Origin of the sequence: Anabaena sp. FACHB-595, assembly GCF_048568275.1 — a bacterium.
GTDB lineage: Bacteria > Cyanobacteriota > Cyanobacteriia > Cyanobacteriales > Nostocaceae > Trichormus.
Map to the genome: position 1 here is coordinate 56,393 of NZ_CP183473.1, position 26,889 is coordinate 83,281.

Here is a 26,889-nt window from a genome sequence, read left to right on the forward strand (position 1 = left end):
TTTCCAGACTCTTAAACAACCACTGGAAAAATCACATATGTCGCCTACAATAGATATAGCGGAGACGCATGTTTCCGTTCACTCCTCACACCACACTCCGCCCGGACTACTGTTCGGGCGGTTCCTTATGTATTACATAAATTCTTTAGCTTCTTTGCAAATGTACATCCTTGTGTTTTGGGCAGTTGTTTTTGCTATGGTAGAATTTTCACGAAAGTCAGAAATATAATTGGCAAAGGTTTTTAGGCATGTCAGCAGCCGCACAAGTTACAGATTCTACTTTTAAGCAAGAAGTACTCGACAGCGATGTACCAGTTTTGGTCGATTTTTGGGCCCCTTGGTGTGGTCCTTGCAGAATGGTCGCTCCTGTTGTCGATGAAATAGCTCAACAGTACGAAGGTAAAATAAAAGTGGTGAAAGTCAACACTGATGAGAATCCGCAAGTTGCAAGTCAGTACGGCATCCGCAGCATCCCCACACTTATGATTTTTAAAGGTGGGCAAAAAGTCGATATGGTAGTCGGTGCGGTGCCTAAAACCACATTATCTCAAACCCTAGAAAAGCATCTGTGAAACTCAATCAGTAGTAAGCTCTTGTTGAGTAATCTATTGCCATTAAGTTTAGGTAAATATTTATCCAATACTTTATGAGGTGCAGATTCTAGCGCCTCATAATGTTTCTTTTGGACGAAATAAATATATGTCACCATTGGTGAACTAATAAATTCTTCCTACTTGAGAGGTGACCCTAAGTTATTACTTTGAGATGTGATGGGAATCCAGTTTATTCATAAAATTGCACACGAAAATTAGGTAAAATGTAATGCCATTGTGGTGGCAATTCTCATGACCTCATCTGCGTCGTTTGAAACATTTGAGTCTCTCCAAGCCGATCTTGCTGAACTAATCGATCGCTTACCGACATTAAAAAATCGGCAACTTATTTATAATGCTTTGGCAACAATAGTCCGTTTAGCGGACAGCGATATTGAACGTCTCGATTGGAAAATATTATCTGCGGCTTTAGCAGATATGGAACGAGGCTTCCAATTATTTTATGATTACCGACACGTCCGTAAAGTAACCATATTCGGTTCGGCTCGTCTATTACCACAAGCCCCAGAGTACCAAATGGCCGTGGAATTTGGCCGTGCGGTGACTCGGATGGGATTTATGGTGATGACCGGAGGTGGTGGTGGTATTATGCAGGCTGGTCATGAAGGTGCAGGACGAGAAAATTCCTTTGGGTTGAACATTCACCTACCTTTTGAACAGCAAGCAAACCCAATTATTGAGGGTGATCCTAAGCTAATTCACTTTAAATATTTCTTTACCCGCAAGCTGTTTCTCCTCAAAGAAAGCGATGCGATAGCTTTATTTCCTGGTGGGTTTGGTACTCAAGATGAGGCGTTTGAGTGCATGACTTTAAGCCAGACAGGTAAATTTGGCCCCGTACCAGTGGTTTTAATAGATCATCCTGGCGGTGATTATTGGCAGTCTTGGAGTGAATACATCAATCAGCATCTAGTGAAAACAGGTTTGGTAAATCCTGAAGACCCTAACCTATACACCGTCACAGATAGTCTAGAAGTAGCCTGTGATGCCATAACCCGCTTTTATCAGGTGTATCACTCCTGTCGCTATGTGGGTGATAGGTTGGTAATTCGCTTAACCCAAGAATTATCAGACGCTGAGGTTGAGCAACTGAATGCTGAATTTAGCGACATTCTAGTCCAAGGAAAGATTGAAAAAAGTCAGTCTTTGCCTCAAGAAAACCAAGATGAAACCGTGGGACTACCTCGCCTAGTTTTATCCTTCAATCAAAGAGACTTGGGACGTTTATATCAGATGATTGCGGTAATTAATCAAATGGGTATTCCTGCTACCAAAGAGCAGGTACATCCAGAGAGGAAATAGTTTTTGGTCATTGGTAATTTATACCCAATACTTGATACCGTCCAACTTACTTTGAGAGGAGAAAAAAATACCAGTTATGATAACTCAATGCTGATGAACATCATAAAGCGCGTATATTAGCACAGGAAACAATATATTACAGTCATAAGTGGGGAGTGAATCATGCTGGAATTGTTGAGTTCGGGTTTGGTTTCTATCTGGCTGGAAATGGCTGGTGTGCAAATCAAGCCTGCGGATGCTTTAGATGCGCTAACTTGGCAAAGTAGCCCAGGCTTGGTTATTGCACCTGATCCGAATCCAGCAGGAATTAATACAGTCAAGGAATATCTGAAGGGATTAGTCACGACAAAATTAATTGCTCAGAATTTAGCAGAAAGCCAAGGAATTTGGTTGCAGTCAGGGCCGATGTTGATGGCTAATCATCAAGGAACCACTCCTTTGCCGGCTGCTTCTCTCACTAAAATTGCTACTTCACTAGCGGCCTTTACTACTTTCGGCCCAGAACATCAATTTGAAACGACGATCGCCACTAATGCTTCAGTTGTTAATGGCGTATTACAAGGTGATTTAATCATTAATGGCGGCGGCGACCCGATGTTTGTTTGGGAAGAAGCGATCGCCCTGGGTAATACGCTCAATAAAATGGGAATCAAGCAGGTAAAGGGAAATTTGGTAATTACAGGCAATTTCGCCATGAATTTCCAGCGCCATCCCCTATTAGCTGGGCAAATGCTCAAACAATCACTAAATTCTAAAACCTGGACTCGTCCAGCAAATTATATACATTCCATTATGCCCAAGGGGACACCAAAGCCCCAGGTAGCTATTAACGGCACAATCAAATTTGCTGCCCAGGCTAACCCCAAACAAACTTTGCTAGTGCGTCACCGTTCCTTACCCTTGAAGCAATTAATCAAGGAGATGAATGTTTATAGTAATAATGAGATGGCGCAGATGTTGGCAGAAGCAGTGGGAGGCCATGCTGTAGTCCAAGCCAAAGCCGCTAAATTAGCGCGAGTACCAGAGACAGAAATTCAATTAATCAATGGTTCGGGACTTGGCCCGGAAAATCGGATTTCTCCCAGGGCGGCTTGTGCGATGTTGATGGCGCTGCAACATGAAGCGGCGGCGGCTCAACTCAATCTAGCGGATTTGTTTCCCATTGCTGGCTTTGATAAACGAGGCACAATGCACTCTCGACATTTGCCGATGGCTACTGTGATGAAAACCGGGACTTTGCGGGATGTGAGTGCTTTAGCTGGAGTTGTACCCACACGCAATCGCGGTTTGGTTTGGTTCGCTATCATTAACCGTGGCCCTCAAATTGGCGCTTTCCGTCAACAACAAGACAAACTTTTACAACGTCTAGTACAGCAATTACAAGTAGCCCCTAGCACACCCACAGCTCTTACCCCCCATTCACCTAAATCTTTACCCGATCTGGGGAATACTAACCGCAGTGAAATTGTGTATGGTGGCTAGTAGCGTAATTCGTAATTATGCTGTTGTGAGGGTTATAAACTTTGCCGATAGGCGTTTATTTACACTGCAACTAGTATCACTACACGAAATTAAGCAGGTACTTCGCTGAAGCATTGGTGATTGTGGTCAAAAGATGCAGGGGAGCAGGGAGCAAGGGAGAAAACTGAGACAGAGCTTGTACTCCGCCCCAGTAAAAACGCCCGCCTATAGGCGGGGCTTCTCTACGAGACGCTACGCGTAGCTTGCTTCCACGAAGTGGTACGCTCCGCGCAGAGGAGAAGGGCTTGTTACCCCTGCTCCCTGCCCCCTTCCCCTCTGCCTCTTCGGTGATTACAGTGACTATGCTTTAGATTTCTAATTCATGCGGTGATTTGCTATGCGGGATCTCAAACTTACTCCGCGTTGGTTGAGGTTGTTTCTACTAATACTGTTGGTAACAGGTGTATTTTTCCGCTTTTTTCATCTCGACTACAAAATTTACTGGCACGATGAAGCCTATACATCTATACGGGCGGCGGGCTTCACACGCCAAGAAATAGACCAAGAAATTTTTCAAAATCACATCATACCAGCACCATATTTACTGAAGTTTCAGCGATTGAAACCAGGAAGCACTGTAGTAGATACAATTAACTCACTAAAAATTGAAGACCCACATCATCCACCACTCTACTTCTTAATGGCTCGCTTTTGGATGCAGATGTTTGGCAGTTCTCTCACTGCGTCGCGGACATTGCCTGCTTTACTAAGCTTGTTGGCGTTGCCATTAATGTATGCTTTGGGGTTGGAGTTATTTGCTTCTACTACAGTGGCTTTGTTCGCAACAGTGCTGTTAGCTTTGTCTCCTTTTGATATTCTGTTTGCTCAGACAGCCAGACAGTATAGCTTACTAACAGTAGCAGTCATTGGGAGCAATTTTTTATTATTACGGGCTTGGCGCTTACCTACTTGGCAAAACTGGAGTTTGTACACTTTCAGCAACATTATAGGCTGGTACACCCATCCTTTTTTTGGTCTAACGGTAGTTGCTCAAGGAACTTATATATTTTTAGGGCGGACATTTCAGCAAGAAAATAGGCAATCGCCTAGAAAGAATGTCATATATTTTTTAGTGGCGATCGCTAGCTCGCTTATTTTATATCTTCCTTGGTTAGTAGTACTAGTCACCAACCGTCAACGAGTGTTACAAACCACAAGTTGGACTGGAGACAAAGTTGATATATGGTATTTGTTAAAACTATGGCTGGTTAGTTTTAGTTCTTTATTTTTTGACTTAGACTTTGGTTTTGACACTATCTGGAACGGTATCCGTTCTTCTCTACTGAAACTAGCCGTTATTATATTAATCACTGGGGCAACTTATTTAGTATGTCGCCAAACCGAAAGAGCAACCTGGTTATTTATTATTACTACAATTCTCGTTCCTTTCCTCAGTTTAGCTTTGCCAGATTTACTATTAGGAGGCAGGCGCTCTACTGTCAGCCGTTACTTGATATCTTCCTATCCTGGTGTGCAACTTGCAGTTGCTTATTTATTAGGAACTAAAATTATTTACCAACGCTGGTTATGGCAAAGTCTGACTCTACTTATTTTCGCAGGTAGTATCGCATCATCTACTGTCAGTGCTTCTGCACATACTTGGTGGAGCAAGGATTTAAGCTATCATAATTTTGAAATAATTAATCGGATTAATGGTATTTCCTCACCAGTGATAGTCAGTGATATTGGAGATGAATACACCAACACTGGCGATCTAATTGCCCAGAGTTATTCACTTCAGAATCATGTAAGATTACTGCTATTAACTCAGCCTACTAATTTGGAGAATGCTAATTTAAATCTTTTCCTTTCCCAAAATAATCAATTGTTGACATTTCGTCCATCACAGCAAATCTTGGGGGCTTTAAAGCAAAATGAAAACTATGTTTTCCCAGTGTTTGAGCCTGGAAGACTTTGGCAAATAAAAAATACTCCAGCTCAAGGAGTTAATTCAAAATCGACAAATATTCGGGGTAAATAAGCTTATAAATTGGCAGTTAAAGTTATGACTGAAGAATCTCTGAACATCACCGGTTTTCATGCTCACGTTTACTTTGATAGCGCTAGTTTTCCTACAGCTATGAGTATCCGTGAAGAATTAGGTAATAGATTCAATGTACAGCTTGGGCGATCGCATGAAAAACCCATTGGCCCCCACCCTAAATCCATGTACCAAGTTGCATTCCCATCAACAGAATTCGCTCAAATTGTCCCCTGGTTAATGCTTCACCGTCAGGGATTAGATATTCTCGTCCATCCCTTGACAGGGGATGATGTCAGCGACCATACCCATTTTGCCTTGTGGTTGGGAGAAAAGTTAGAACTCAATATTGATTCACTCAGGAAAGTCATACCAGCTAATAACTAAACTGATGCACATCTAATTGATGATACTCAAAGCATTAATTTTTGCTTTAGTTATATTCACAGGTAAAAAACCCCTAAAATCTATAACTGGTAAGCATAATAGACATTTTCAGCTAGCCCTTAGTGAACATCGCCTGTTCAAACACCAAGCTAATATGTATGTGAAAAATATCCGGCATACAGCCTGAGGTTTGGCATGAAAGTAGCAGTCTTCAGTACAAAAGCCTATGATCGGCAGTTTTTAGAAGCTGCAAATGCTCCAAAGCATCATGAGTTGGCATTCTTTGAACCCCGTCTCAATCAAGATACCGCCATTTTAGCCGCCGGATTTCCGGCGGTTTGCGTATTTGTACATGATCAAGTTGATGCAGCTACTTTAGAAATTCTTGCTTCACGAGGAACTCGCTTGATTGTCCTCCGTTGTGCAGGTTTCAATAATGTAGACTTAAAAGCTGCTAATAAGTTAGGCGTTACTGTAGTGCGTGTTCCCGCCTATTCACCCTATGGGGTAGCCGAACACGCAGTGGGTTTGATTTTGAGCCTCAATCGCAAAATTCACCGTGCTTATAACCGCGTCCGCGAAGGTAATTTCGCTTTAGATGGACTTTTAGGCTTTAACATCAATGGACGCACGGTGGGAATTATCGGTACTGGCAAAATCGGGTTGATTTTGGGACAAATTATGAAAGGGTTTGGCTGTCGCCTACTCGCCTATGATGTTTACCGCAACCCAGAGATGGAATCATTAGGCGGCGAATATGTAGAATTACCAGAACTATTTGCCAATTCTGATATTATTTCTCTCCATTGTCCCCTGATGCCCCAAACTCATCACTTAATCAACGCGGAAGCAATAGAGCAGGTAAAACCAGGGGTAATGTTAATCAATACCAGCAGAGGTGCGCTTATTCATACCCAAGCTGTAATTGAAGGACTCAAGACTGGCAAAATCGGTTCTTTGGGTGTAGATGTTTATGAGCAGGAATCAGAATTGTTTTTTGAGGATTTATCAGGGGAAATCATTCAAGATGATATCTTCCAAAGACTGACAACATTTCCTAATGTACTTATCACAGGACACCAAGCATTTTTTACAGAAGACGCTTTACGCAACATAGCAGAGACAACCTTAAACAACATTGCTGATATTGAGCAAGGTCGTTCTTGTCCCAATGAAATCCGTTATCAACCAGAAGTAGAAGCTAAGGTTTTAGTTAGTTGAGTATAGGGGTGTGGGGGTTTAGGGGTAGAAATTTTGAAAACCCTTACACTCTTACACCCTTATCCCCCTACACCCTTACACCCTTACACCTAGTCTCAACAGACAACTTGGGTGCGTAAGTTTTCATCAAATATTTCAACCCTTGTGATAGCTGCTCATATCATTAGCGATAATGCCAACTAAGTTTAAGCTATTTAAAATCTCCACAGCTTGAGTTAGTTCAGTTTGTGTTACCCAACCAATACGCCCTACCATCATAATTCCATGACAGTAGGAGGCAACTATTCTGCCATCGACTGTGCCTAAAATGGGTGGAGCATCTATCAATACTAAGTCGTAGGTTTCCTCAAATAATTCAATTAAATCTTTCAATCGCTGAGAACTGAGCAATTCTACCGCGTCTTCTGGTGTTGGCCCCGCAGTCAAAATATCAATAGAAGGGTGAATTGGCTGGATATAATCTTGAACTTCGGTGTTTGTCTCATCAAGAAGTAGTAAAGATAATCCCCAGTCGTTTGATAGTTGGAGGATTTTGTGGAGTTTAGGCGATCGCAAGTTAGCATCAATTAGTAGCACTCGTCTGTGCATATGAGCCGCACTAGCAGCTAACCCCATCGCTAAAGTTGTCCTTCCTTCTCCTGGTAACGCTGAAGTTACCATCATGGACTTAAAAGGGAAAGGATACTTCAATATTTGTGTGTTTTGGTAAACCATATCTAAGGTTTCATGGCAAGGTAACCAAGAATTACCTACTTCCTCAGACTCGGTTAAGTTGCGTCCCCCAAGCCAAGATAAATTGGGAAGGCGTTTTTCCATCGTCCGGGGTGCTAACTTCGGTACTGTTCCCAGTAATCTTAGGTTGCTCACCTTCTGCAAATCTTGTGCAGAATGAATAATCCGATGACGCATTCCCCAAATCAACGCCAAGACAACACCCAAAATCGGGCCAGTAATCATACCGACAAATACTAACCAGAACCTATCATTACCAACATAAGTTCCCAAATTTGCTTCTTCTAATACCAACCAATCAAAACCTCCATGAGCAATTTTCATTCCCATTGACTGTTGTGCTTGCAACATTTGCTCAAGTGTTTTGCGTTGCGTTTCTACTTCTGGTAAAAGACGTTGATATTCTGCTATCAAACTAGGATATTTACTCAATTCAGAACGGATACGTTGTTCTGATTCTCTGAGGCTCTTTTCATTAGCAATTAATCCTAAAGCAGTCGTCTGTACTTGAACAAATTCTTCCACTAAATTTGGATCAACTCCAACCAGTTGTTCTGGTTCTGGAGTTGTTTGTGTTTTCAGTTCCGCCGTTAACCGTTTTAACTCTTGCCGTACTAAAGTTAATTGACTGCGACGTTGCTGCTTGAGACTCTGCACAATAGGGGAGTCATCTGTATAACGTAGCTGCTCTTTAGCCAGAGATTGTTCAGTCTTTTGTAATTCACTTGTCAGTGTTTTATAACGACTTGATTGAGCCAAACGCATTGAGACCAGTGCTTTTTGGCTAGCCTCCGTGATTCTTTCTTCTAAGTTTTGATAGCGGGAATTGATATCTTGTAGTTGGGTGCGGGTTAATTGTAACTGTTCTTGAGTTTTAGTCAAAGATTTTATTAAAACTTGACTTTGTAATTCTGGATCTAGTAAATTGTGCTTTTTACGGAACTGTTCTAATTTTCTTTCGGCTTGTCTCAACTGTTGTTTAATTACTGGTAAACGAGCATTAATAAATGCTAATCCTTGATTAAATCGCTCTTGTCTTCGCTCTAGATTGTAATCCTGATAGACCTTTTGTAAAGCTAGAAGTACTTTTTTAGTTTTCAATGGGTCGTTATCTTGAAAAGAAATTTCAAATACAGGGCTAAGAACTTGCTTTGCTCCTTTATTAGTCTCTAGCTGAGTTACTTTTAAGGGAGAATTTTCGCTATTCTCTGTTTTACCTAAAATATTTTCTTTAGTAATATTGGGATAGTCAAAACTTAGTAGATTTACCACCTTATCTATTAATTTAGAACTCTGCATCAAGTTCTTCTGCACAGAGTATTGTTCAATACTTATGGGAATATCTATATTATTATTTGTTATACCTACTTCTTCAGATACATTAGGGCTTACTAATATTTGCATCTGGCTTTTGTAAGTGGGTTTGTTTGTTATGGCTGTAAAGCTAGTAGCTGATATCACCATACAAGAAACACCCAACACTATAAAACGTCGTCTTAGAAGAATTTTAGTAAGATTTCTAAATTTCCATTTATTTGGCAAAGAATTGGTAACAAATTGTCCTTGCTTTAAACTGATGTTAGCCACTATACAATCCCTCGGATATCGGTCAGTTTCTAGAAAAAATAAATATTTTTAATTAAATACTCTCTTAAACATAATCTTTCCATTAAAAGTTATATTACGGACACATATATACTTGATTTAATTACAACTATTACTTGTATAAAAACTGAAGTTATTGATTACATAGTTAATGAATAACAAGCACATTGAGCTTAAAACAAGAGTGTTTGTAGTGTCAACTTCTCTGATATTTTTTCACGATATCCTTATTAATATGTTAGAAGTAATATTCAGGTTCTTCTTTAAAGGAAGAGGTTGTTATAAATAACGCTACCAATTCATCAGTAGACAGTTTATTTTTTATATGGCAGGATATTTAAAATACAAAAATATTTAATTCACTTGATTGTAATTAAGTGACTTGTATTACTTGTACATATTAGTATGTAAGGCGATATCTTGAATATTTGTATAGCTTTTAGGGATAGTGTATGTGTAGGCGATCGCTAAAATAATTACAATTAAATATTGCATTATTTATTTAACTAAACATCATAGTAAATCTGATATTCTCGAAAAAAATATACATGAACAAATAATTAAATTTTCCCAAGGTATAGGTTGATTCACTGTTAACAGTAATTTCTAGGTTAAAAATAATGAATATTATCTGATTTACAACTAAATTTTGAATATGAAATTTAAAGCTTACTTGAAATTCCCTGATTATTTCCTGGCGACAAGAGAAACTGATGGTAGATGAAAAAAATTTATTATGATAAAAAAAAGACGCGATTGCTCGCGTCTCCACAAAGTTTAGTTGTTAGGCTGATGATGCTTATTTAGTCTCAACCTTTACACCTTTCCAAAAGGCTACGTAACCTTCAATATTCTTTGCTTTTTCTTTGGCGCTGGGATAGTACCAAGCAGCATCTTTGTTAACTTGTCCATCAACTTCGATGCTGTAGTAACTGGCAACACCTTTCCACGGACAAGTGGTGTGAGTTTCACTTGCTTGAAAATATTGCTTGTTAATTGCGTCAGCCGGAAAATAATGGTTACCTTCCACGACTACGGTGTTATCGCTCTCGGCTAACACAGCTCCATTCCAGATGGCTTTTGGCATAAGTGTGTTTGTGATGAAAGTTTACATTTAACATTCTGACATTTTATGCTTCCAGTATTTGAGGAAAACTATGTGTAAAAATCGGGGTATTTTCTCAATATACTGAGATTTATACTGGATTTATGGTGAATGTAATACTTGCCAGTGGTCTATCGCATTAATTTTACAGGCAACAATTCGGGGATATGACTATCACTAACAACTCAGGGGAAATGCTAAAATACTCTATCAATTTATTGCTTAATAATAGAAAATATTAAGTTGTTCCTATATAAATCAATATATTAATTAATTCATTAATGCCGATATTTTAATATGATGTAATGAGCAATTCTTTAACTAAACCTCGTTTTTTTATATTAGAATTAATTGACCTTTTAGCTTCAATAAAATAAATATTGAACCCTATTTCTTGATATATATTTTTAATAAATTCACAATCAGAATTGCATACAACTACTTTAACACCACGGCTAGCCAATTCTACACAAGTATTTCTTAAAATTAACTGGTCTTTTTCCCCAAAAGAATTTTTACTATAACCTGTAAAATAGCTAGTACTACTAATAGGATAATACGGCGGATCGAAAAAAACGAAATCCTCGCTACCAGTAGCGTAATCCAACACCTGTGTAAAATCAGCTTGTTTGATTTCTGAGGTGGCAAGCACATTGGAAGCGGCTCTGAGTAAATCTTCTTGACAAATATTAGGATTATTATATTTACCTAAAGGAACGTTAAATCGACCTTGGGAATTTACCCGATAAAGACCGTTATAACAAGTTTTATTGAGATAAATAAATCGTGCAGCTTCTTCTAACTCATTATCAACAGTTTTTCCTCGGACACTATAATAATAATCTCTATTATGTTGGCTTTTATGATCTTTTAAAAGGCCAATTAATTCCTCGATGCAGTCGCGGACACAACGATAAGTAGTAATTAGCTCAGAATTAATATCAGTTAAAATAGATTTGCTCGGTTGGAGATAGAAAAATAAAGCACCACCTCCCAAAAACGGCTCATGGTAAGTCCGATAATTCTTGGGTAAATGTGACAGATATTGTGGAATTAACCTACTTTTACCCCCAGCCCACTTTAAAAATGGACGTGGGCAAGTTTCTTTAGGGATTTGGCTTACCATAGGGCTGGAACTACGCTATAGGCTATTAAATATAGCAAATATAACCAACGAACCATATTTTATATTGATCGAGTATTTTTCTAGCGTCATATATTACAATTATGTTGATAAAGTAAATCAAAATGAACGTTAAGTATATAAGAAGGCAGTTTCAATTAAAATGTTTGATGGATTTTGGGATAACGTTTTTCGCTACCCCCGTTACTTGATCACTATTGTATTAGGTATTTTCCTAAACACTTTCGAGCCACTATTCCCTCTGTTAAAACGCCCCGTTACTTTAATCGCCATTTTGGGTTTATTGGTAGGCGGGCTAGCGTTCATGACTTTTACATTAAGAGCCATGCTTGGCTTCGGTACAATCTAGAATAGGTCAGACCAAACCGAAGAGAGTGATTCAGTCCACAAAATCAACGAAAAGCCTAATAAATAAGGTTTGTAGATTTTGTAGGCGGATTTTTCTTGAGGGTGTTCCCCATAGTTTTGCTGTCCTATCTAACTGAAATTTATGTTGTTGTCCAACCTCTGTGAGGAGGGAAAGTTTTTATGGCTACAAATCGCCGCGTCTCCCGTGTTGCTGAATTGATCAAACGGGAAGTTAGCCAAATGCTAATTAACGGTATTAAAGATGATCGTGTGGGTACAGGCATGGTCAGTGTCACAGATGTAGATGTTTCTGGGGATCTGCAACACGCCAAAATCTACGTCAGTATATATGGTACAGAAGAAGCTAAAGCAGAAACAATGGCGGGGTTGAAATCAGCCACTGGTTTTGTCCGTAGTGAACTAGGGGCAAGGGTAAGGTTACGTCGTACTCCCGAAGTGACTTTCATCGAAGATCGTTCAATAGAACGCGGAACAAAAGTACTAACTTTGTTGAACAAACTTGAGAATGCGCGATCACCTGATGATATACCATCAGCAGATGACTCTTTAGACGAAGATTAGGCATAATTTTTTGTGGGATTGGGGATTGAGAGAAAGCAGGAGACATGGAGCCACCAGCAATCACTCTCAGCGTTCTTCACTTCCCTGTAGCCTCAATCACAATGTGACTAGAGAACAATCAATCTCCGCAGAATCCACCAAGATTTGACAGACGTGACTCAATCGCGTCTGTTTAAATTTATTCATATCTAATTCCTCAGCCCATTACCCATTATCAGGGGTGAGAACCCCTAAGACTTTACTGATCGGCAATGTTAGGATTTGAACGCCAAACTTATTGTTTCCAGCCTTGATAATTTCGCTGACAGGAAAATCCTCATCTTTAACAAAAATTCATATTATTCATAGAATTTACTTACGTAAATATATGTCATGGAATTATGACTCAAGTAATAGTTGTAACAATCAACCCTTTCTAGCTACATCTCAAGCAGGATATGCCTTTATATGACCACTGCTACTCTAGAGGGATGTCATCTCAAGCGACGACAGATGTTGATTTCAATAGATCATTTAGTTCAAATGAAATTCATCAACTTCATACATTATGAGCTGCTTTAAGAAATTATTAACTTATGGCACTTTGCGAGTCTTCCTAGTGTAGGGTAACCTTGGCTACGCAACAGTTTATACCTTTATTTTCATCATAACTGTTGAGTTTGCTGAATTTTGGGTGGTAATAAATACTCCCACTTTAATGATTTCTGACCTCGGCCATCTGTCTTTATGAATAATTGTCATCTACCAATGAATATCTCAAGTCATAAGCAGCAGGAGTTTCACACCTTGTTGATTCACATTAAGCATGAATTTTTTCACGAATTAAGTTAGCGGGTGAAATATCTTATTGTGTAACGCTTATGGTATTGATGTCAGGAAATTTTGACAAACTTAACATTTCTTTAAATTATTTGAGGGTGTCTAGCGTCAAAATGAAATTAGTTCCGTATAGCAAAATACAAAACCCTAAGCGCGAGTCCAATTCCTGTCATGTTTGTTCCCTTTGATTTAGTGGGAACACTATCTAAAGTGTAAAATTGCGAGTAAAAACCATGAGTGTGAATACGGTGCCCTCTATCAATTACTACTCCCTAGACGTAATTCAGGACGAAGCACGCCGACTAGTAGAAAAAGGAATGATCAGCAGGCAACAGCCCATATATACTCTGTGCCAATATATTCCTGCTAGAGAGTGGGTTTGTGTAGAGTGTGAGTTAGAGAAATGTGACTTTCTATTACGCGATCGCATTGGCGACCTCATTGGTCGTGAACAATGGGACAACGACTAATCCAAGATTCATAAATACTGGTGATTTTGGATTGGGAGTTTACTTTTGGATGACTGGATTTGACAACAAAGGATTCATTTCCCAAGCTGAGGGATAATCTCTGGTTTTAATAACTCCGTCCCGATCCAGAATCCTCTATTTTTCGTTTTTACAACTTTTCCAATAATGAACGTCTAAAAAACAAGCTTTTGTGTAGATCCTGTGTAATAACTTGATTAACTTATGTAAAATCTCTGACCGGGGTAGTTTACCGTGCTAAACTGCCCCGTTAATTTTTCAGGGAATATTTCCATAAGAACGACTCATAAGTTAAGTATTGCTAACTCACAATATCAAACTTGTTGATCAAAACTTCATAATTTCCCGTTGAGAAACCCTAGCCCACTTGCTCCAAATACTGATTAATATCTTCAATTACTCGTGTCAGTTCAGCTTCTGTAGTCAAACGAATGCTGACATCACGGATTGTGAGTAGTACTTTTGCCGCAAAGGGCGTAGGCCAGATATTGGGATTACAGAAAATTTCTAAAAAGACATCGCCAGTGTAACGATATTCTAAGGGCGGCTGGGGATTGACCTTGCTACCTGAAGCTGGTTTGGTGCTAACAGCCTTGAGACTCTCCATTAATTGATTAATCGCTGCTTTTAATTCCCTCGCCGCCTGGGGGGAAAAACTGAAAGACACTGAACCTTCAACTAGGTTCAGCACGAGAGGAGTAGAAGACATAAGCTTTTAATAAAAACCGATTAATTATTGTTCTATCTATATTACTGGAATCCCACCTGATTCACTCACGATGAAGTGTAGGAAGAGATCGCTCTATAATATTGGGGTTAGATGAAGAGCGATCGTCAAAGAATATTCCCAGTCTCAAAAACTAAACTTTAGCCAAAGTCACTTTTTCTAACTGATCTTGATATTTACCCTGACGTGCTTCGTAACTAATAGCACAGGGTTCACCCTCCAAAAAGAGTAATTGTACAACGCCTTCATTGGCGTATATACGACAATCAGCACTAGAAGAATTAGAAAACTCTAGAGTTAAATGACCCCGCCAAGCAGCTTCCGCAGGTGTTAGGTTAGCTATTATACCACAACGGGCATAAGTTGATTTACCTATGCAAATAACTGTAATATTATTTGGCACCTCTAGTTTTTCCAGAGCCACCCCCAAACCATAACTATGAGCTGGCAAAATAAAGTAACTGCCATCATTATCTGTATGCAGTGGTGTTGGTTCCAAATTTTGGGGATTGAAGTTTTTGGGGTCAACTACAGTTCCAGGGATGTGGCGAAAAATGCGGAACTCAGCAGATGAGAGGCGGATATCGTAGCCATAAGAAGACAAGCCGTAGCTGATGACGGGTTGAGCAGCTACAGGGGTATCTTTGGGAATTTTTCGGATTAAACTAGACTCAAAAGGAGCAATCATCCCTTTTTGAGCCATTTCAGTAATCCAGATGTCGTTCTTAATCACAAGTTCACAGGTAATTGCAGCCGAATTACTAGGATATCTTGTTTAGGGGCAATGACTACGCCTAATCTCTGTAATTTGATCTGCCACATCTAAAATAGACTGGGGCATTTCTGTACCAGTAAAAATAATATCCACATGGGGAGGGCGTTTGGCTAAAAAGGCTAAAACATCGCTTTCAGGAATTAGCCCAAAGTGAATCGCCAAACTTAACTCATCTAGAACAACAAGAGAATACTTGTCCTCATCGACAACCTGCTGTGTGTGTAGCCATAACTTTTGTAAAGCTTGATTCTCTGATTCATCTAAATGTGGGGTGTCGATGCAGCGTGGTAAATCACAGCGAATCCAATCTAGATTTTGACCCAATTGAATTGGTCTTTCTTGTCCTTGCTTGATCCCACCTTTGAGAAACTGCACAATTAACACTGGTGTACCTTGCCCAGCAATTCTGAGGGCTTGTCCCATGACACTGGTAAAAAAGTTACGGTGTGAGCTAGTGAAAACTTGTACTAGTCCTTCAATTGGGTAGGGTAAGTTGAGGGGCGAATTTGCGCTGGGCGTTTCTAACTGGGCAACCATAGGGTAAATTTCAAAAAATTACAATAGATAGAATAGGTTGTGCCGGGATTTTTGGAGAAAATCTACCTGTATAATCAATTTGATTTTGATTCAGCGTTATGTGTCTGGCAATCTGCTTTATAAGTCAAACACTAGGTTTGTCTGAAGTCAAGAGTTAGTTGAGTATCGGGGGTAGGGATTAATAGGCGAATAATTATGTATTTTCCTCATCTTCCCCGACTCATACTCTTTGGCTAAATGTTAGATTTCTGACAGGGTTGGGCAAAACAAATTTATTATGTTTTAAATATTACTGGTTGAGGAGTGAATTGTTGTGAGATTAGTGATTCTGGGAGGTTCAGGGTCGGGAAAAAGCACTCAAGCACAAAGGCTTTGCAGTCATTTAGAAATTACTCAGATTTCTACGGGCGAGATTTTACGGGAAGCTATTTCCCATCTTAGTGAATTAGGTCGTCATGCCCAACCTTACATGATTAAAGGGGAACTAGTCCCTGACGAAATGATCATTGAACTAATCCGATTGCGTCTGAAAAAGTCTGATGTAATTGATGGCTGGGTTTTGGAAGGTTATCCGCGTACTGCCTTCCAAGCTGAAGAGTTGGACTTTTTGCTTGATGAGTTGGGGCAGAAATTAGATTGGGCAATTTATTTACAAGTACCGGAAGCAGTGATGGTGAGTCGTTCTTTGGGGCGTTCTCTACCAGATGACCAACCTGAAATTGTGCAGCGTCGAGTAGAGATTTTTTACGATCGCACTGTTCCTATTTTAGAGTATTACGACCGTCGCCGCCGCCTGTTGACAATTAACGGTGATCAGTCCCCGGAATTAGTATTGCAAAGTATCCTCAAACTACTTTTAGTAACTTAGAGTTTTTAGCTATCTTAAAACTTTCGGGAATTTATCTGACTGTAGGCATGAGATCACAACCTCACACAGTACTTAATGTTTTGCACCACTAAGGTAACTTTAAAGGGGTATTCTACAATTAAAAGTTAGAGGCAACTCTCATGGTTTGGCAACGTCCCGACGGTAGAAAACCCTATGAACTCCGTCCTATAAATTTTCATACTAAATTTACTCGTTTTGCCCCTGGTTCGGTGCTGACAATATGCGGTGAGACTAAGGTACTGTGTACTGTTAGCGTTGCGGAAAGTGTACCCAAGTTTCTTACAGGTAGTGGCAAAGGTTGGTTAACGGCTGAGTATCGGATGCTACCATCAGCTACACAGCAACGGCATGAGAGAGAATTATTAAAGTTATCTGGACGGACGCAAGAAATTCAACGTTTGATTGGGCGTAGTTTACGAGCAGCGTTAGATTTTGAGGCGTTGGGAGAACGGACTTTAACTGTAGATGCAGATGTGTTACAAGCCGATGCAGGTACAAGAACGGCAGCAATTACAGGCGGATTTGTAGCATTAGCTGAGGCTATTTCTCAATTATTGCAGCGAGGGGTATTAGAGCGATCGCCTCTCTGCGGACAAATCGCCGCCGTTTCTGTGGGTTTATTAGAACAAGAAGCATATTTAGATTTGAACTATATAGAAGATGTAGCCGCAACGGTAGATTTTAACGTTGTGATGAATAAAAACTTAGGAATTATCGAAGTTCAGGGAACAGCAGAAGAAGGCAGTTTTAGCCGTACCCAGTTGAATCAGCTACTAGATTGCGCCGAAACAGGAATTCAGCAACTATTAATTGCCCAACAGCAAGCAATTACTGATTGGGATAGGTTGTTTGTTGGCAAATAGAAAGTGGGCTTCCGCCGTGAGCGTGAGCGTTCAACTGAGCGCTCACGCCGTTCGCGTAGCGTCCCGCCGGGAAGTCCCAACGGGAATAGGGATATTAGTCTTTACAAATGAATTAAGAATTACTTTGCCGTGAAGCTTGGGTGCGTCTGTTAATTTCTGACCAATTAACTACATTCCACCAGTTATTTAAATACTCAGGACGACGGTTTTGATATCTGAGGTAATAAGCGTGTTCCCAGACATCATTCCCCATGATTGGGTATGAACCTTCCATGATAGGGCTATCTTGATTGGGAGTGCTGACAATCTGTAACTGTCCTTGGGGATTTCGCACTAACCAAACCCAACCACTACCAAAGCGATCGCCTCCTGCTTGGTTAAACTGTTTTTTGAACTCTTCAAAACTGCCAAAGGTTTGGTTGATTTCTTGGGCGATGTCTCCTGTTGGTTGTCCACCCCCATCAGGACTCATGATTTGCCAGAAAATTGTATGGTTGAGATGTCCGCCACCATTGTTACGTACCGTTGTGCGAATATCTTCAGGTACACTGTTCAAATCCCGTAGTAAAGCTTCTACACTACTATTTTGCAGTTCTGGATGCTTCTTCAAAGCATTGTTAAGGTTATTAACGTATGCTGCATGGTGTTTATCGTGATGCAGTTTCATGGTTTCTGCATCAATCGCTTTCTCTAGGGCATCATAACCGTAAGGTAATGGTGGTAACTCGGCTGGATTTGTACCCAGTTGGCGATCGATAAAACCTATGGAACGTTTATCTGTTGTGGGCGTAGTGGTTTGTACAGGACTTGCTACGTTAGTCGGCAGGGAATTTGCTGCTTCTTGAGGTTGGCAAGCATAAAGCATAGATGTCACTAGAATGACCATGAAAAAGCCAATAAACCGTTGCCACAGAGATGATTTCATGTTGTTGCCTCTTATTTGTTCTTAAATTGAGCTATAATACTCTCTGCTTATATAGTTGATGCCAAAATTCTGAATAGCAAAGAATGAATAATTGCCAGAAAAATTGGACTCAATATGGCGCTTAAAACACAATAACTTAATCTGGATTCAGAGTTAATAGATAATAAGTAATACGCCAATTCGATTTTATTATTTTTAGCTATAAAGCTAGCCTACATTGACGATTTTCTCACTTGATAACGTACTAGCTCTTGAACATCTTTAGGCTGAAGGTTTAATACTTGAGCAGTCATTGATTCTATCATATTTATTTCGGTGAATGGAAATACAAAACTTAACTTTCTCAGTGATTTATTAGCAGTTATTACTTCAATAAATGTTGACTCTTTTTCTTTTTTAATCTCAGCCTTAATTGCTTTCAAGGCCACAGGAATATTTACTGTCACTGGTTGATTACGATCTATCTTTTTTACTTGAGGATACAATCCAAATGTTTTGGCGATCGCTAGTTCATCAAAATTAGATTTAGGAAATTCCATTTCTACCGTTTTAAGCAGAGAATTACCAATATTAATATTAACTTTAGTGAGGGTTTGATCTTGATGTATTTGAGTATCAATCACTGTAAAACTCATCATCAATATAACTTGCGTCAGCTGATCAGCTTGCAACTTATCTATTGTCCTGTAAGACAAAGCTAATAAGTGCTTAGTTAACAAATCACTGCCAGCCCAAAAGGAAATACCCACCAGCAAAAGGGACAGAATAATCAGCAAAATCTGTGGACGTAAATCAGGCATAGACGTAATTTTTAAAGAAAAATGGTCTTTGAACACGATTAAAGTCTGAAAAAATTTATCAATTTTCTAGTAAAACTATCTATTGATAGATAGATAATCTGTCTCCTGGTCGAACAAATCAAAATATAAAATTGAGATAGTAATGATGATAGAAAAACACTTATCTTTATTAAAAAGCATCTAACAATCCCATCCCCAAAAATATTATGCGGATATTACTAGTGGAAGATGATTATGAACAATTAGAGCCATTACAAGGTATCTTATCGGAAGCTGGCTATATTGTAGATACGGCGGAAGACGGAGAAATAGCCGAGTGGTTGATTTCCCAAAAGGATTATGACCTATTGATTTTAGATTGGATGCTACCCACAATAAGCGGATTAAGTTTGTGTCGCCAGTATCGTTGTTCGGGCAAAACTGCACCTATATTGATGCTAACAGCTAGAGACACCACACCAGACAAAGTGATGGGTTTAGATGCTGGTGCAGATGATTATCTCGTCAAACCCGCAGACTTAGTGGAACTGTTGGCGCGGGTTCGTGCTTTAGCAAGGCGAGTCCCTAATTGGCAAGGAGACAGCTTGCGCGTTGCAGACTTACAATTGCATCTAGCATATTTAACCGTAGAACGAGAGCAAATTAAGGTCGAGCTATCTCCCCGCGAAGCACGATTACTCGAATATCTCATGCGTCACCCCAATCAGGTTTTAACTCGCAGCCAGATAGAAGAAGCCCTGTGGGAGTGGGGAATGGAACCAGAAAGCAATGCTTTAACTGTACTGGTACGCAAGCTGCGACACCGTTTGCAGCAAGTAGATGCAGCAGAGTGGATTAGAACGGTTTATGGTATGGGTTATCGCCTAAATCCACAATATTAAATATTGTCAATCAATGGGATAATTGCGTAAAAGATAGGGACTGGGAATTGGGAACTAGGTAAAACCAGATAACATAACTAATACCCATTACCTATTACCCATTACCCATGAACAGTTTTGATGACTACAAAAGCGATCGCTGTATTTGATATAGATGGAGTTATCCGCGATGTTGGTGGTTCCTATCGTCGAGCCTTAGCAGACACGGTAGAGTATTTTACAAACAACGCCTATCGTCCCACCTCTTTAGAAATTGACGAACTCAAATCCGAAGGTATTTGGAATAACGATTGGGAAGCGTCTCAAGAATTAATCTCCCGTTACCTTGCGGAGCAAGGAACACCCCGTGAACAATTGCAGCTAAACTACAACACTATAGTTGCCTTTTTTCAATCCCGTTACCGTGGCCCAGACCCAGATAATTGGACGGGATATATCTGTGATGAACCGTTATTATTACAACCAAGTTATTTAGAAGAACTTACACAAGCGGGTATTGCTTGGGGATTTTTTAGTGGTGCTACTCGTGGTTCTGCTAACTATGTTTTAAAACAACGTTTGGGTTTACAGTCTCCTGTACTCATTGCAATGGAAGATGCGCCAGGTAAACCAGACCCCACAGGTCTTTTTGCAACTATTAACCAGTTAGAGGATGGGCTAGAGGAAAAATCAGTAGTTCTCTATGTCGGAGACACGGTAGCAGATATGTACACAGTCAGCAAGGCTAGAGAACTCAAACCTCACCGTACTTGGATTGGAGTAGGTATCTTACCTCCTCATGTCCAAGAAACAGCAGCCCGTCGAGAAGCTTATGCACAAACACTAGTAACAGCCGGTGCAGCAGTAGTTTTGAGTAATGTTGAACAGTTAAATCCAGCGCAAATACAAGATTTATTACAGCAATTGTGTTGACCGGAAAAGGCAAGGGGAAAGGGAGCAGGGAGGCTCACAAGTATAGGTTTTTAAAAAATTACCAAATCTAGAGGCTAGATTTACATAATTAGCAACTGGGGTTAATAGCCTCCTCAGTAATTTTCCGCATCATAAAACCTGTATTGCTTCTGTAACCAAAAATAAAGGCAAAAATACTTAAATAAATAAGTATCTATAGGACTCATACTTGATTTTTGAAATACACGTAGGGGAGCCACTGCGTTGGTGAAGCAGTACGGTCTTGGGGTTTCCCCAAGTGGAGTAACTGCTGAAAGGGTTTCCCGGCTTGGAGCAAGTGGCGTTGGGCATTGCCCACCGGCTCATGTGGTGGGCAATGCCCACCCTACAGATACTGAGAATTTTTTAGAAATCAAATCGGATTCCTATATCTGCTAGATCAATCAATTAAATGCGTAATATTTTACTCCGAAAAAAATACTATAATCACGTTTTTTTACTGAAAATACATCAATTTTTTATATTCAAATAAGTGTACTTACGTATACTGTATATAGCGCTGCAAAAAACATTAAGAACTTTAGGTGCATTTGGCTCAAGCATTAATTGATTCCTTTTATTTCATGTCATTTAAAGAAATATGATCATAAAATTCACCGTGGTGATATGCACTTATAACGGTGCAAAAAGACTGCCTAAAGTACTCGATGAACTGCAAAATCAAATAGATACAGAAGCGATTAGCTGGGAAATACTTGTAGTTGATAACAACAGTACGGACAGCACCAAACAAGTAGTTCAGCAGTATCAAAATACTTGCTTTAAACCAGGGCAATTGCGATATAGTTTTGAGCCAGAACAAGGATTGGCGATCGCTCGTCAACACGCTGTTACAGCAGCTAGAGGAGAGTTGATTGGCTTTTTAGATGACGACAATATTCCCTCTCTTACATGGGTTGCTAGTGCCTATTTATTTGCTCAAAATCATCCTTGTGCAGGTGCTTATGGTAGCCGTATTCAGGGTGAATTTGAAGTTCCTCCTCCAGATGATTTCAAACGCATAGCGGCACTACTGGCATTAACAGAGCGAGGCTCGAAAAAGCTTCTCTATGAGCCGAAAAAAAAGGTACTTCCCCCTGGAGCCGGGTTAGTGGTGCGAAAACAAGCTTGGTTAGAAAATGTGCCAAAAAGATGTTTTCTCCAAGGTCGAGTTTGTGAACCCTATTTACCAGGGGAAGATTTAGAAGCACTGTTACACATTCAACAAGCCGGATGGGACATTTGGTATAACCCAGAAATGCAAATAACTCACCAAATCCCTCACTGGCGGTTAAAAAAAGATTATCTTGTTGATTTATGCCGTGGTATTGGGTTGAGCCGTTATCACACGCGGATGTTGAGTGTTAAACCTTGGCAAGCTCCTGTTTTATTTTGGTTATATATTTTTAACGACGTACGTAAACTTATTCTGCACTTATACAAATATCGCGGTAGGGTCAAAAGCGATTTGATTGCAGCCTGTGAACTGGAACTATTTATTGGTAGCTTGCTGAGTCCTCCCTATATTTGGAAAGCATACATCAAGAAATATTTTCGTAAACAACGGCCAGTATCCTTTTCTTCTTCGGTCAGATGTGCTGATTACACGCAAAATTAATTTAACCTGAGTCTCCAACTTCGCTTCCGTTGGAGACTCAGGTTAATTCACCCGACGCAATAGGCGATCGCGTAACTGCCCCCTACACCCTCCAATAGTTGCTTACACTCACTAAATAAGGCAAAATTGATAACACTAATTGGTTGCCAATATGCGTGTTCCAATAGTTGTGATTTTGGTGGTGGGGCTGTTAGTGAATCTGGAACATCAGCAAGTACTGGCTGATGTTCCAGTCGGAACGAAAGATTTGTCTGACGGAAAGGTTATCGATGGATACGCCCAATATGGTGATTATGTAGGTGTTCCGGAAACGGGTGGATTTTCCCAAACAATTGTTCAGGATATCCAAATTCGGTTTATCGACGACAATAATCAGTCTCTGGATGATCAGGGAAAACCGATTATAGGACGTACCCAAAAAGATTTTATTTTGGGTCTGTTAAAACTCAAGCCTGGTCAAATATTCCGTGAAGAAGCTCTACAGGCAGATTTAGGAAGATTGCAGAAACTAGAATCATTCACTTATGTTAGGGCTTACCGAGAAGAAAATCCCTTTGGGGTAAGAATTATTTATGATGTTAAAGAGCGCCGCTTTCCTAGTTGGAATTATGGTATAGGCAATAACGATGATATTGGCTTGTCTGGTCGAGTAAGTTACAAGGATGCCAATATTAGCGGTTTAAATGACCAACTGGCAACAACCGTGCAAGTTAGCACTAAAGATGTCCAATTTAATAGCCGATTTACGAGTCCTTATCGTCTAGGGCAACCAGAACGCTTGGGTTATAGTGTAACAGCTTTCCGCGATCGCCAAATATCCCGTACCTTTGATGATGAGATAAAACTAGCCAATGGTAACAGAACCAGAGAAGGTAGATTTGGTGGTTCTGTGGCTGTACTCCGTTCTTTTGATGAGTGGGATGCGGCGTTAGGTCTTAACTACACCAGGATTAGTCTTCGTGATAAAGATTACAACGTTGTTCGGGCTGATGGCTTAGGTAATCCGCTTTCGGTGAGTGGTAAGGGTATTGATGATCTATTTACATTATCCTTGGCTGTAACCAGAGATTTACGAGATCATCGCCTCAATCCTACTCAAGGTTCAATTCTCACCCTTAGCACCGAACAAGCAATCCCCTTGGGACTAGGGAATATTTTTAGTAACCGTTTCCAAGGAAACTATATTCAATATCTACCAGTCACCTGGATAGGAAATCAGAATCTGACAGATAATCCGGAGATGGTGGCTGTAAATTTGCAACTTGGCACAATTTTTGGAGAATTTCCCCCGGCTGATGCGTTTAATCTAGGCGGGTTAAATTCGGTACGCGGTTATGGTTCAGGAAAACTCGCCAGTGGTCGCAGTTATGGTTTAGCTTCTGTGGAATATCGTTTTCCCATTGTGGAGTCAATTGGCGGAGTTGTATTTACTGATTTCGCCTCAGATTTTGGTTCTGGTAAAACGGTCATCGGGGAACCAGGTGTAGTCAGAAACAAACCCGGAAGCGGCTTTGGCTACGGTTTAGGAGTCCGCTTAAACTCTCCTTTTGGCTTATTTCGTGGTGACTTGGGAGTTAGTGACCAAGGAGAAGTCAGATTTGAAATTACAACTGGGCAAAGATTTTAAGGCGTTGCTAATTGAGGAGATGATTTTAGGACTTACGCACTGAACCAAAAAACCCTTCTGAGGGTGGTCAATAGTCGGTTGTCAGTAGTCAATAGTCAATAGTCAAATTTCTTCCTCCTACCTCCCCAGTCCCCAGTCCCCAATCCCCAATCCCCAACGATGAAATATTGGCGTGAAACCATCGCAGTTACCAAACGTATTTTAATTGAACTGTTACGCCGTAGACGCAGTTTGATTTTTTGGAGTATCTTCCCGATTTCAGTACTGACTTTGAGTGGTTTTATATTAGCAGAACGGGCGGAATTACCCCTAGCTGATGCTTTTTCCTATGCTGCACCTTCAACTTTAGTCGGTGCTGCACTGTTCTTTAGTTGCTTGGGCGGTACTGTTTCTACTGTAGTGGCGGAAAGAGAACAACAAACCCTCAAACGTCTTTTTCTCTCTCCCTTAAGTGGTTTATCTTATTTTTTGGGAATTTTCCTGGCCCATAGTTGCATTGGTATTGGTCAGGCTTTATTAATTTATGCGATCGCTGCTTTTTGGGGCGCAACTTTTAAAGGTTCAATTTTATTAGGATTGACCATTATTTTTCTAAGTATTGCTGCTTACGTTGGTTTGGGTTTTATTCTCGGTACACAATTAGCCAGGCGGATTGAAGATGTCAACTCTTTGGTAGCCGCCTTTGGCGTTCCTCTATTAATTCTGGGTGGAGCATTTTTACCGACTGCATTGTTTCCTCAAACCCTGATCAATATAGCTAAATATAATCCCATATATCACATGAATGAAGCTTTAGTTTCTGTTTCTTCAAAAGGAGAAACAGTTGATAAAATAACTTCGCATATTGTTTTTTTATTAGCATTCGCTATAGTGATGACTATTGGTGGCTGGTTATCTTATCAACGAATGTTAGTTGTAGAAAAAAGATTGTAATTGAGTGAAAAATGTTAAATATTCATAATTTAAATAAATCCTATGGAGATCGTCATGTTCTTCAAGATTTGACTCTCAATATTATTAACGGTGAAGTTTACGGTTTACTAGGTGCAAATGGCTCTGGTAAAACCACAACAATTAACATTATTTGTAATTTACTCAAAGCTGATAGTGGTGATATTAAACTTAATAATCAGGTTATTTCTGAATCAACCAAAAAGTTAATTGGTGTTGCTCCTCAAGAAAATATTTTATATAAAACTTTGACTTGCGAAGAAAATCTCCAATTCTTTGCAGAAATTTATGGCTTAAGTAAAGAAAATATTCAAAAACAAATTAAAGATATTTTAGCTGCTGTCAACTTATCAGATAGAGCAAAAAGTCCGGTAGAAACTTTAAGTGGTGGGATGCAACGGCGATTAAATATTGCTGTAGCATTAGTACATCAGCCGAAACTGGTAATTCTTGATGAACCAACTACAGGTTTAGATATCGAAGCACGTTACGAAATTTGGGAATTAATTCGACAACTGAAAGCTCAGGGAATTACAGTTTTACTCACTACTCATTTATTAGATGAAGCAGAACGCTTATGTGAAAAAATTGGCATCCTTAAAAACGGACAGATTTTAGTGGAGGGTAGTTTAGCTGAGTTACGTAATTTAATTCCAGCACAAGAAATATTATCATTGAAAACTACACAAGAAAAAGAGGCGATCGCTCGCGCTAAAATGTACGGTTTCACCCATAGACACTATGATAAAGAACTAGCTTTTTGGCTACATGAATCTTTGGAGTTAAAAGAAATAATTTCTCGTTTTGAAGGCATAAATATTGATGCAATTTCTCGCCAGCCAGTACGACTAGAACATATTTATTTAGAAGTAACCCAACAAATTTAAAATCTCCGAAAACACATTTCCCGCTTTCGTATAGATTGATGTAATAAACAATAAATATAAATAAACACATCTATGAATAAGCGCCCATCCCTAGAATGGATAATTATAATTTTTATACTCTCAATCAGTAGTATTGCCTATCTCAGCAATGAATTTATTTTCAAAAATGCTGCAAAAAAGCAATTAGAGGTAGCCCAAACAAACTGGCTTAAACAGGGAATATCACATTATAGAATTACTATTAATTATTCGTCTCCGAATAAATGTCAGCAAGAAGTGGAGATTAAAAATGAAGCAGTAGTTACTATCAAGAAAAATACTTGCACAAATATACCTCCATTAACTATTACGGAGATGTTCAAGGAAATTGAACTTCTTGCAACAGGAAAAGAATGCGGGCCAAATGGATGTGCTTGTGATGGAACTATAGGAGTAGATGCTACTTATGATGCTCAATTTGGATACCCGCGTCGAGTTGCAATTAAATTACAACCGGAAAAACGTTGGTTACACTTCAATTCTTTGAGTGATATATATCCTGGAAGAAACTGCACATTAGTTGGCTATCTCAACAGAAGAATTATTGTTCGTGATTTTACCCCTCTTGACAATAAAACATTTAAGCAATGA

At 39.7% G+C, this 26,889-nt stretch carries 25 protein-coding genes and 1 pseudogene; 18 read left to right on the plus strand and 8 right to left on the minus strand.

Annotated features, from left to right (window positions below):
* Nucleotides 1-224: 224 nt before the first annotated feature.
* The 6 genes and pseudogenes from trxA to ACN222_RS00285 form a co-directional block, all read left to right on the plus strand.
* Nucleotides 225-572: pseudogene (gene trxA / locus ACN222_RS00260) on the plus strand (thioredoxin); the annotation flags it as partial.
* 273 nt (nt 573-845) lie between these two features.
* On the plus strand, nt 846-1,916 hold the full coding sequence (locus ACN222_RS00265; RefSeq protein WP_044520472.1) for an LOG family protein: 1,071 nt from the start codon (nt 846-848) through the stop codon (nt 1,914-1,916).
* A 162-nt stretch (nt 1,917-2,078) separates the two neighbouring features.
* Entirely contained in the window at nt 2,079-3,398 is a 1,320-nt protein-coding gene (locus tag ACN222_RS00270) for a D-alanyl-D-alanine carboxypeptidase/D-alanyl-D-alanine-endopeptidase (protein ID WP_010994231.1), read from the plus strand.
* A 376-nt stretch (nt 3,399-3,774) separates the two neighbouring features.
* Complete coding sequence (locus tag ACN222_RS00275) at nt 3,775-5,418, plus strand: glycosyltransferase family 39 protein (protein ID WP_010994232.1); 1,644 nt, start codon at nt 3,775-3,777, stop codon at nt 5,416-5,418.
* 24 nt (nt 5,419-5,442) lie between these two features.
* Nucleotides 5,443-5,805, plus strand: a complete 363-nt coding sequence (locus ACN222_RS00280; protein ID WP_010994233.1) for a DOPA 4,5-dioxygenase family protein — start codon at nt 5,443-5,445, stop codon at nt 5,803-5,805.
* Nucleotides 5,806-6,000: 195 nt separating this feature from the next.
* Nucleotides 6,001-7,026 (plus strand): 2-hydroxyacid dehydrogenase, encoded by a 1,026-nt coding sequence (locus ACN222_RS00285; protein ID WP_010994235.1) that lies wholly within the window; start codon nt 6,001-6,003, stop codon nt 7,024-7,026.
* Nucleotides 7,027-7,161: 135 nt separating this feature from the next.
* Here ACN222_RS00285 and ACN222_RS00290 read toward each other — a convergent pair whose 3' ends face one another.
* The 3 genes from ACN222_RS00290 to ACN222_RS00300 form a co-directional block, all read right to left on the minus strand.
* Nucleotides 7,162-9,345: a GumC family protein gene (locus ACN222_RS00290; protein ID WP_010994236.1), complete on the minus strand. Its 2,184-nt coding sequence runs from the start codon at nt 9,343-9,345 to the stop codon at nt 7,162-7,164.
* A gap of 817 nt (nt 9,346-10,162) precedes the next feature.
* Nucleotides 10,163-10,450 carry a DUF427 domain-containing protein gene (locus tag ACN222_RS00295; protein WP_010994237.1) on the minus strand — a complete coding sequence of 96 codons (288 nt, stop codon included), beginning with the start codon at nt 10,448-10,450 and terminating at the stop codon, nt 10,163-10,165.
* 310 nt (nt 10,451-10,760) lie between these two features.
* On the minus strand, nt 10,761-11,594 hold the full coding sequence (locus ACN222_RS00300; protein ID WP_010994238.1) for a DNA adenine methylase: 834 nt from the start codon (nt 11,592-11,594) through the stop codon (nt 10,761-10,763).
* A gap of 160 nt (nt 11,595-11,754) precedes the next feature.
* Between ACN222_RS00300 and ACN222_RS00305 the strand changes: the two genes are divergently transcribed.
* The 3 genes from ACN222_RS00305 (at nt 11,755) to ACN222_RS00315 (ending at nt 13,831) form a co-directional block, all read left to right on the plus strand.
* Entirely contained in the window at nt 11,755-11,961 is a 207-nt protein-coding gene (locus ACN222_RS00305) for a DUF751 family protein (RefSeq protein WP_010994239.1), read from the plus strand.
* A 179-nt stretch (nt 11,962-12,140) separates the two neighbouring features.
* On the plus strand, nt 12,141-12,542 hold the full coding sequence (gene rbfA / locus ACN222_RS00310) for a 30S ribosome-binding factor RbfA (RefSeq protein WP_010994240.1): 402 nt from the start codon (nt 12,141-12,143) through the stop codon (nt 12,540-12,542).
* Nucleotides 12,543-13,594: 1,052 nt separating this feature from the next.
* A complete protein-coding gene (locus tag ACN222_RS00315) occupies nt 13,595-13,831 on the plus strand; it encodes a DUF4327 family protein (RefSeq protein WP_010994241.1) in 237 nt (78 codons plus the stop codon).
* 376 nt (nt 13,832-14,207) lie between these two features.
* Here the strand turns inward: ACN222_RS00315 and ACN222_RS00320 are convergent, their stop codons facing one another.
* The 3 genes from ACN222_RS00320 to ACN222_RS00330 form a co-directional block, all read right to left on the minus strand.
* Nucleotides 14,208-14,558, minus strand: coding sequence for a hypothetical protein (locus ACN222_RS00320; RefSeq protein ID WP_010994242.1), 351 nt, complete (start codon nt 14,556-14,558; stop codon nt 14,208-14,210).
* 151 nt (nt 14,559-14,709) lie between these two features.
* Nucleotides 14,710-15,279 carry a dCTP deaminase gene (gene dcd / locus ACN222_RS00325; RefSeq protein WP_044522646.1) on the minus strand — a complete coding sequence of 190 codons (570 nt, stop codon included), beginning with the start codon at nt 15,277-15,279 and terminating at the stop codon, nt 14,710-14,712.
* 72 nt (nt 15,280-15,351) lie between these two features.
* A complete protein-coding gene (locus tag ACN222_RS00330; RefSeq protein ID WP_010994244.1) occupies nt 15,352-15,888 on the minus strand; it encodes a P-loop NTPase family protein in 537 nt (178 codons plus the stop codon).
* 313 nt (nt 15,889-16,201) lie between these two features.
* Here ACN222_RS00330 and ACN222_RS00335 point away from each other — a divergent pair, with 313 nt between their 5' ends.
* Both ACN222_RS00335 and rph read left to right on the plus strand, forming a co-directional pair.
* On the plus strand, nt 16,202-16,756 hold the full coding sequence (locus ACN222_RS00335; RefSeq protein ID WP_010994245.1) for an adenylate kinase family protein: 555 nt from the start codon (nt 16,202-16,204) through the stop codon (nt 16,754-16,756).
* Nucleotides 16,757-16,896: 140 nt separating this feature from the next.
* Nucleotides 16,897-17,640: a ribonuclease PH gene (gene rph / locus ACN222_RS00340; RefSeq protein WP_010994246.1), complete on the plus strand. Its 744-nt coding sequence runs from the start codon at nt 16,897-16,899 to the stop codon at nt 17,638-17,640.
* A gap of 112 nt (nt 17,641-17,752) precedes the next feature.
* Here the strand turns inward: rph and ACN222_RS00345 are convergent, their stop codons facing one another.
* A complete protein-coding gene (locus ACN222_RS00345) occupies nt 17,753-18,565 on the minus strand; it encodes a superoxide dismutase (protein WP_010994247.1) in 813 nt (270 codons plus the stop codon).
* 212 nt (nt 18,566-18,777) lie between these two features.
* Nucleotides 18,778-19,365: a hypothetical protein gene (locus tag ACN222_RS00350; protein WP_044520475.1), complete on the minus strand. Its 588-nt coding sequence runs from the start codon at nt 19,363-19,365 to the stop codon at nt 18,778-18,780.
* Between the two features lie 206 nt (nt 19,366-19,571).
* Between ACN222_RS00350 and rppA the strand changes: the two genes are divergently transcribed.
* From rppA to ACN222_RS00385, 7 genes are all read left to right on the plus strand, one after another.
* The gene (gene rppA / locus ACN222_RS00355) at nt 19,572-20,246 is read left to right on the plus strand and encodes a two-component system response regulator RppA (protein WP_010994249.1); all 675 of its coding nucleotides are present in this window, start codon (nt 19,572-19,574) and stop codon (nt 20,244-20,246) included.
* Nucleotides 20,247-20,366: 120 nt separating this feature from the next.
* Entirely contained in the window at nt 20,367-21,158 is a 792-nt protein-coding gene (locus ACN222_RS00360; RefSeq protein WP_010994250.1) for a TIGR01548 family HAD-type hydrolase, read from the plus strand.
* Between the two features lie 619 nt (nt 21,159-21,777).
* Nucleotides 21,778-22,794, plus strand: a complete 1,017-nt coding sequence (gene hpsE, locus ACN222_RS00365; protein WP_010994251.1) for a hormogonium polysaccharide biosynthesis glycosyltransferase HpsE — start codon at nt 21,778-21,780, stop codon at nt 22,792-22,794.
* Nucleotides 22,795-22,945: 151 nt separating this feature from the next.
* Entirely contained in the window at nt 22,946-24,421 is a 1,476-nt protein-coding gene (locus ACN222_RS00370) for a BamA/OMP85 family outer membrane protein (protein WP_010994252.1), read from the plus strand.
* A gap of 159 nt (nt 24,422-24,580) precedes the next feature.
* A complete protein-coding gene (locus ACN222_RS00375; RefSeq protein WP_010994253.1) occupies nt 24,581-25,354 on the plus strand; it encodes an ABC transporter permease in 774 nt (257 codons plus the stop codon).
* An 11-nt stretch (nt 25,355-25,365) separates the two neighbouring features.
* Nucleotides 25,366-26,259: an ABC transporter ATP-binding protein gene (locus ACN222_RS00380; protein ID WP_010994254.1), complete on the plus strand. Its 894-nt coding sequence runs from the start codon at nt 25,366-25,368 to the stop codon at nt 26,257-26,259.
* A gap of 72 nt (nt 26,260-26,331) precedes the next feature.
* On the plus strand, nt 26,332-26,889 hold the full coding sequence (locus tag ACN222_RS00385; RefSeq protein WP_010994255.1) for a DUF6174 domain-containing protein: 558 nt from the start codon (nt 26,332-26,334) through the stop codon (nt 26,887-26,889).

What these genes read in the sequence shown, in the direction of transcription:
- hpsE (WP_010994251.1), top strand. Translation starts at nt 21,778, where the DNA reads ATGATCATAAAATTCACCGTGGTGATATGCACTTATAACGGTGCAAAA.
- ACN222_RS00300 (WP_010994238.1), bottom strand. Translation starts at nt 11,594, where the DNA reads ATGGTAAGCCAAATCCCTAAAGAAACTTGCCCACGTCCATTTTTAAAG.
- ACN222_RS00375 (WP_010994253.1), top strand. Translation starts at nt 24,581, where the DNA reads ATGAAATATTGGCGTGAAACCATCGCAGTTACCAAACGTATTTTAATT.
- ACN222_RS00270 (WP_010994231.1), top strand. Translation starts at nt 2,079, where the DNA reads ATGCTGGAATTGTTGAGTTCGGGTTTGGTTTCTATCTGGCTGGAAATG.
- ACN222_RS00360 (WP_010994250.1), top strand. Translation starts at nt 20,367, where the DNA reads ATGACTACAAAAGCGATCGCTGTATTTGATATAGATGGAGTTATCCGC.
- rph (WP_010994246.1), top strand. Translation starts at nt 16,897, where the DNA reads ATGGTTTGGCAACGTCCCGACGGTAGAAAACCCTATGAACTCCGTCCT.
- ACN222_RS00280 (WP_010994233.1), top strand. Translation starts at nt 5,443, where the DNA reads ATGACTGAAGAATCTCTGAACATCACCGGTTTTCATGCTCACGTTTAC.
- ACN222_RS00370 (WP_010994252.1), top strand. Translation starts at nt 22,946, where the DNA reads ATGCGTGTTCCAATAGTTGTGATTTTGGTGGTGGGGCTGTTAGTGAAT.
- rbfA (WP_010994240.1), top strand. Translation starts at nt 12,141, where the DNA reads ATGGCTACAAATCGCCGCGTCTCCCGTGTTGCTGAATTGATCAAACGG.
- ACN222_RS00350 (WP_044520475.1), bottom strand. Translation starts at nt 19,365, where the DNA reads ATGCCTGATTTACGTCCACAGATTTTGCTGATTATTCTGTCCCTTTTG.
- ACN222_RS00275 (WP_010994232.1), top strand. Translation starts at nt 3,775, where the DNA reads ATGCGGGATCTCAAACTTACTCCGCGTTGGTTGAGGTTGTTTCTACTA.
- ACN222_RS00380 (WP_010994254.1), top strand. Translation starts at nt 25,366, where the DNA reads ATGTTAAATATTCATAATTTAAATAAATCCTATGGAGATCGTCATGTT.
- ACN222_RS00285 (WP_010994235.1), top strand. Translation starts at nt 6,001, where the DNA reads ATGAAAGTAGCAGTCTTCAGTACAAAAGCCTATGATCGGCAGTTTTTA.
- ACN222_RS00305 (WP_010994239.1), top strand. Translation starts at nt 11,755, where the DNA reads ATGTTTGATGGATTTTGGGATAACGTTTTTCGCTACCCCCGTTACTTG.
- dcd (WP_044522646.1), bottom strand. Translation starts at nt 15,279, where the DNA reads ATGGCTCAAAAAGGGATGATTGCTCCTTTTGAGTCTAGTTTAATCCGA.
- ACN222_RS00385 (WP_010994255.1), top strand. Translation starts at nt 26,332, where the DNA reads ATGAATAAGCGCCCATCCCTAGAATGGATAATTATAATTTTTATACTC.
- ACN222_RS00330 (WP_010994244.1), bottom strand. Translation starts at nt 15,888, where the DNA reads ATGGTTGCCCAGTTAGAAACGCCCAGCGCAAATTCGCCCCTCAACTTA.
- ACN222_RS00320 (WP_010994242.1), bottom strand. Translation starts at nt 14,558, where the DNA reads ATGTCTTCTACTCCTCTCGTGCTGAACCTAGTTGAAGGTTCAGTGTCT.
- rppA (WP_010994249.1), top strand. Translation starts at nt 19,572, where the DNA reads ATGCGGATATTACTAGTGGAAGATGATTATGAACAATTAGAGCCATTA.
- ACN222_RS00315 (WP_010994241.1), top strand. Translation starts at nt 13,595, where the DNA reads ATGAGTGTGAATACGGTGCCCTCTATCAATTACTACTCCCTAGACGTA.
- ACN222_RS00345 (WP_010994247.1), bottom strand. Translation starts at nt 18,565, where the DNA reads ATGAAATCATCTCTGTGGCAACGGTTTATTGGCTTTTTCATGGTCATT.
- ACN222_RS00265 (WP_044520472.1), top strand. Translation starts at nt 846, where the DNA reads ATGACCTCATCTGCGTCGTTTGAAACATTTGAGTCTCTCCAAGCCGAT.
- ACN222_RS00295 (WP_010994237.1), bottom strand. Translation starts at nt 10,450, where the DNA reads ATGCCAAAAGCCATCTGGAATGGAGCTGTGTTAGCCGAGAGCGATAAC.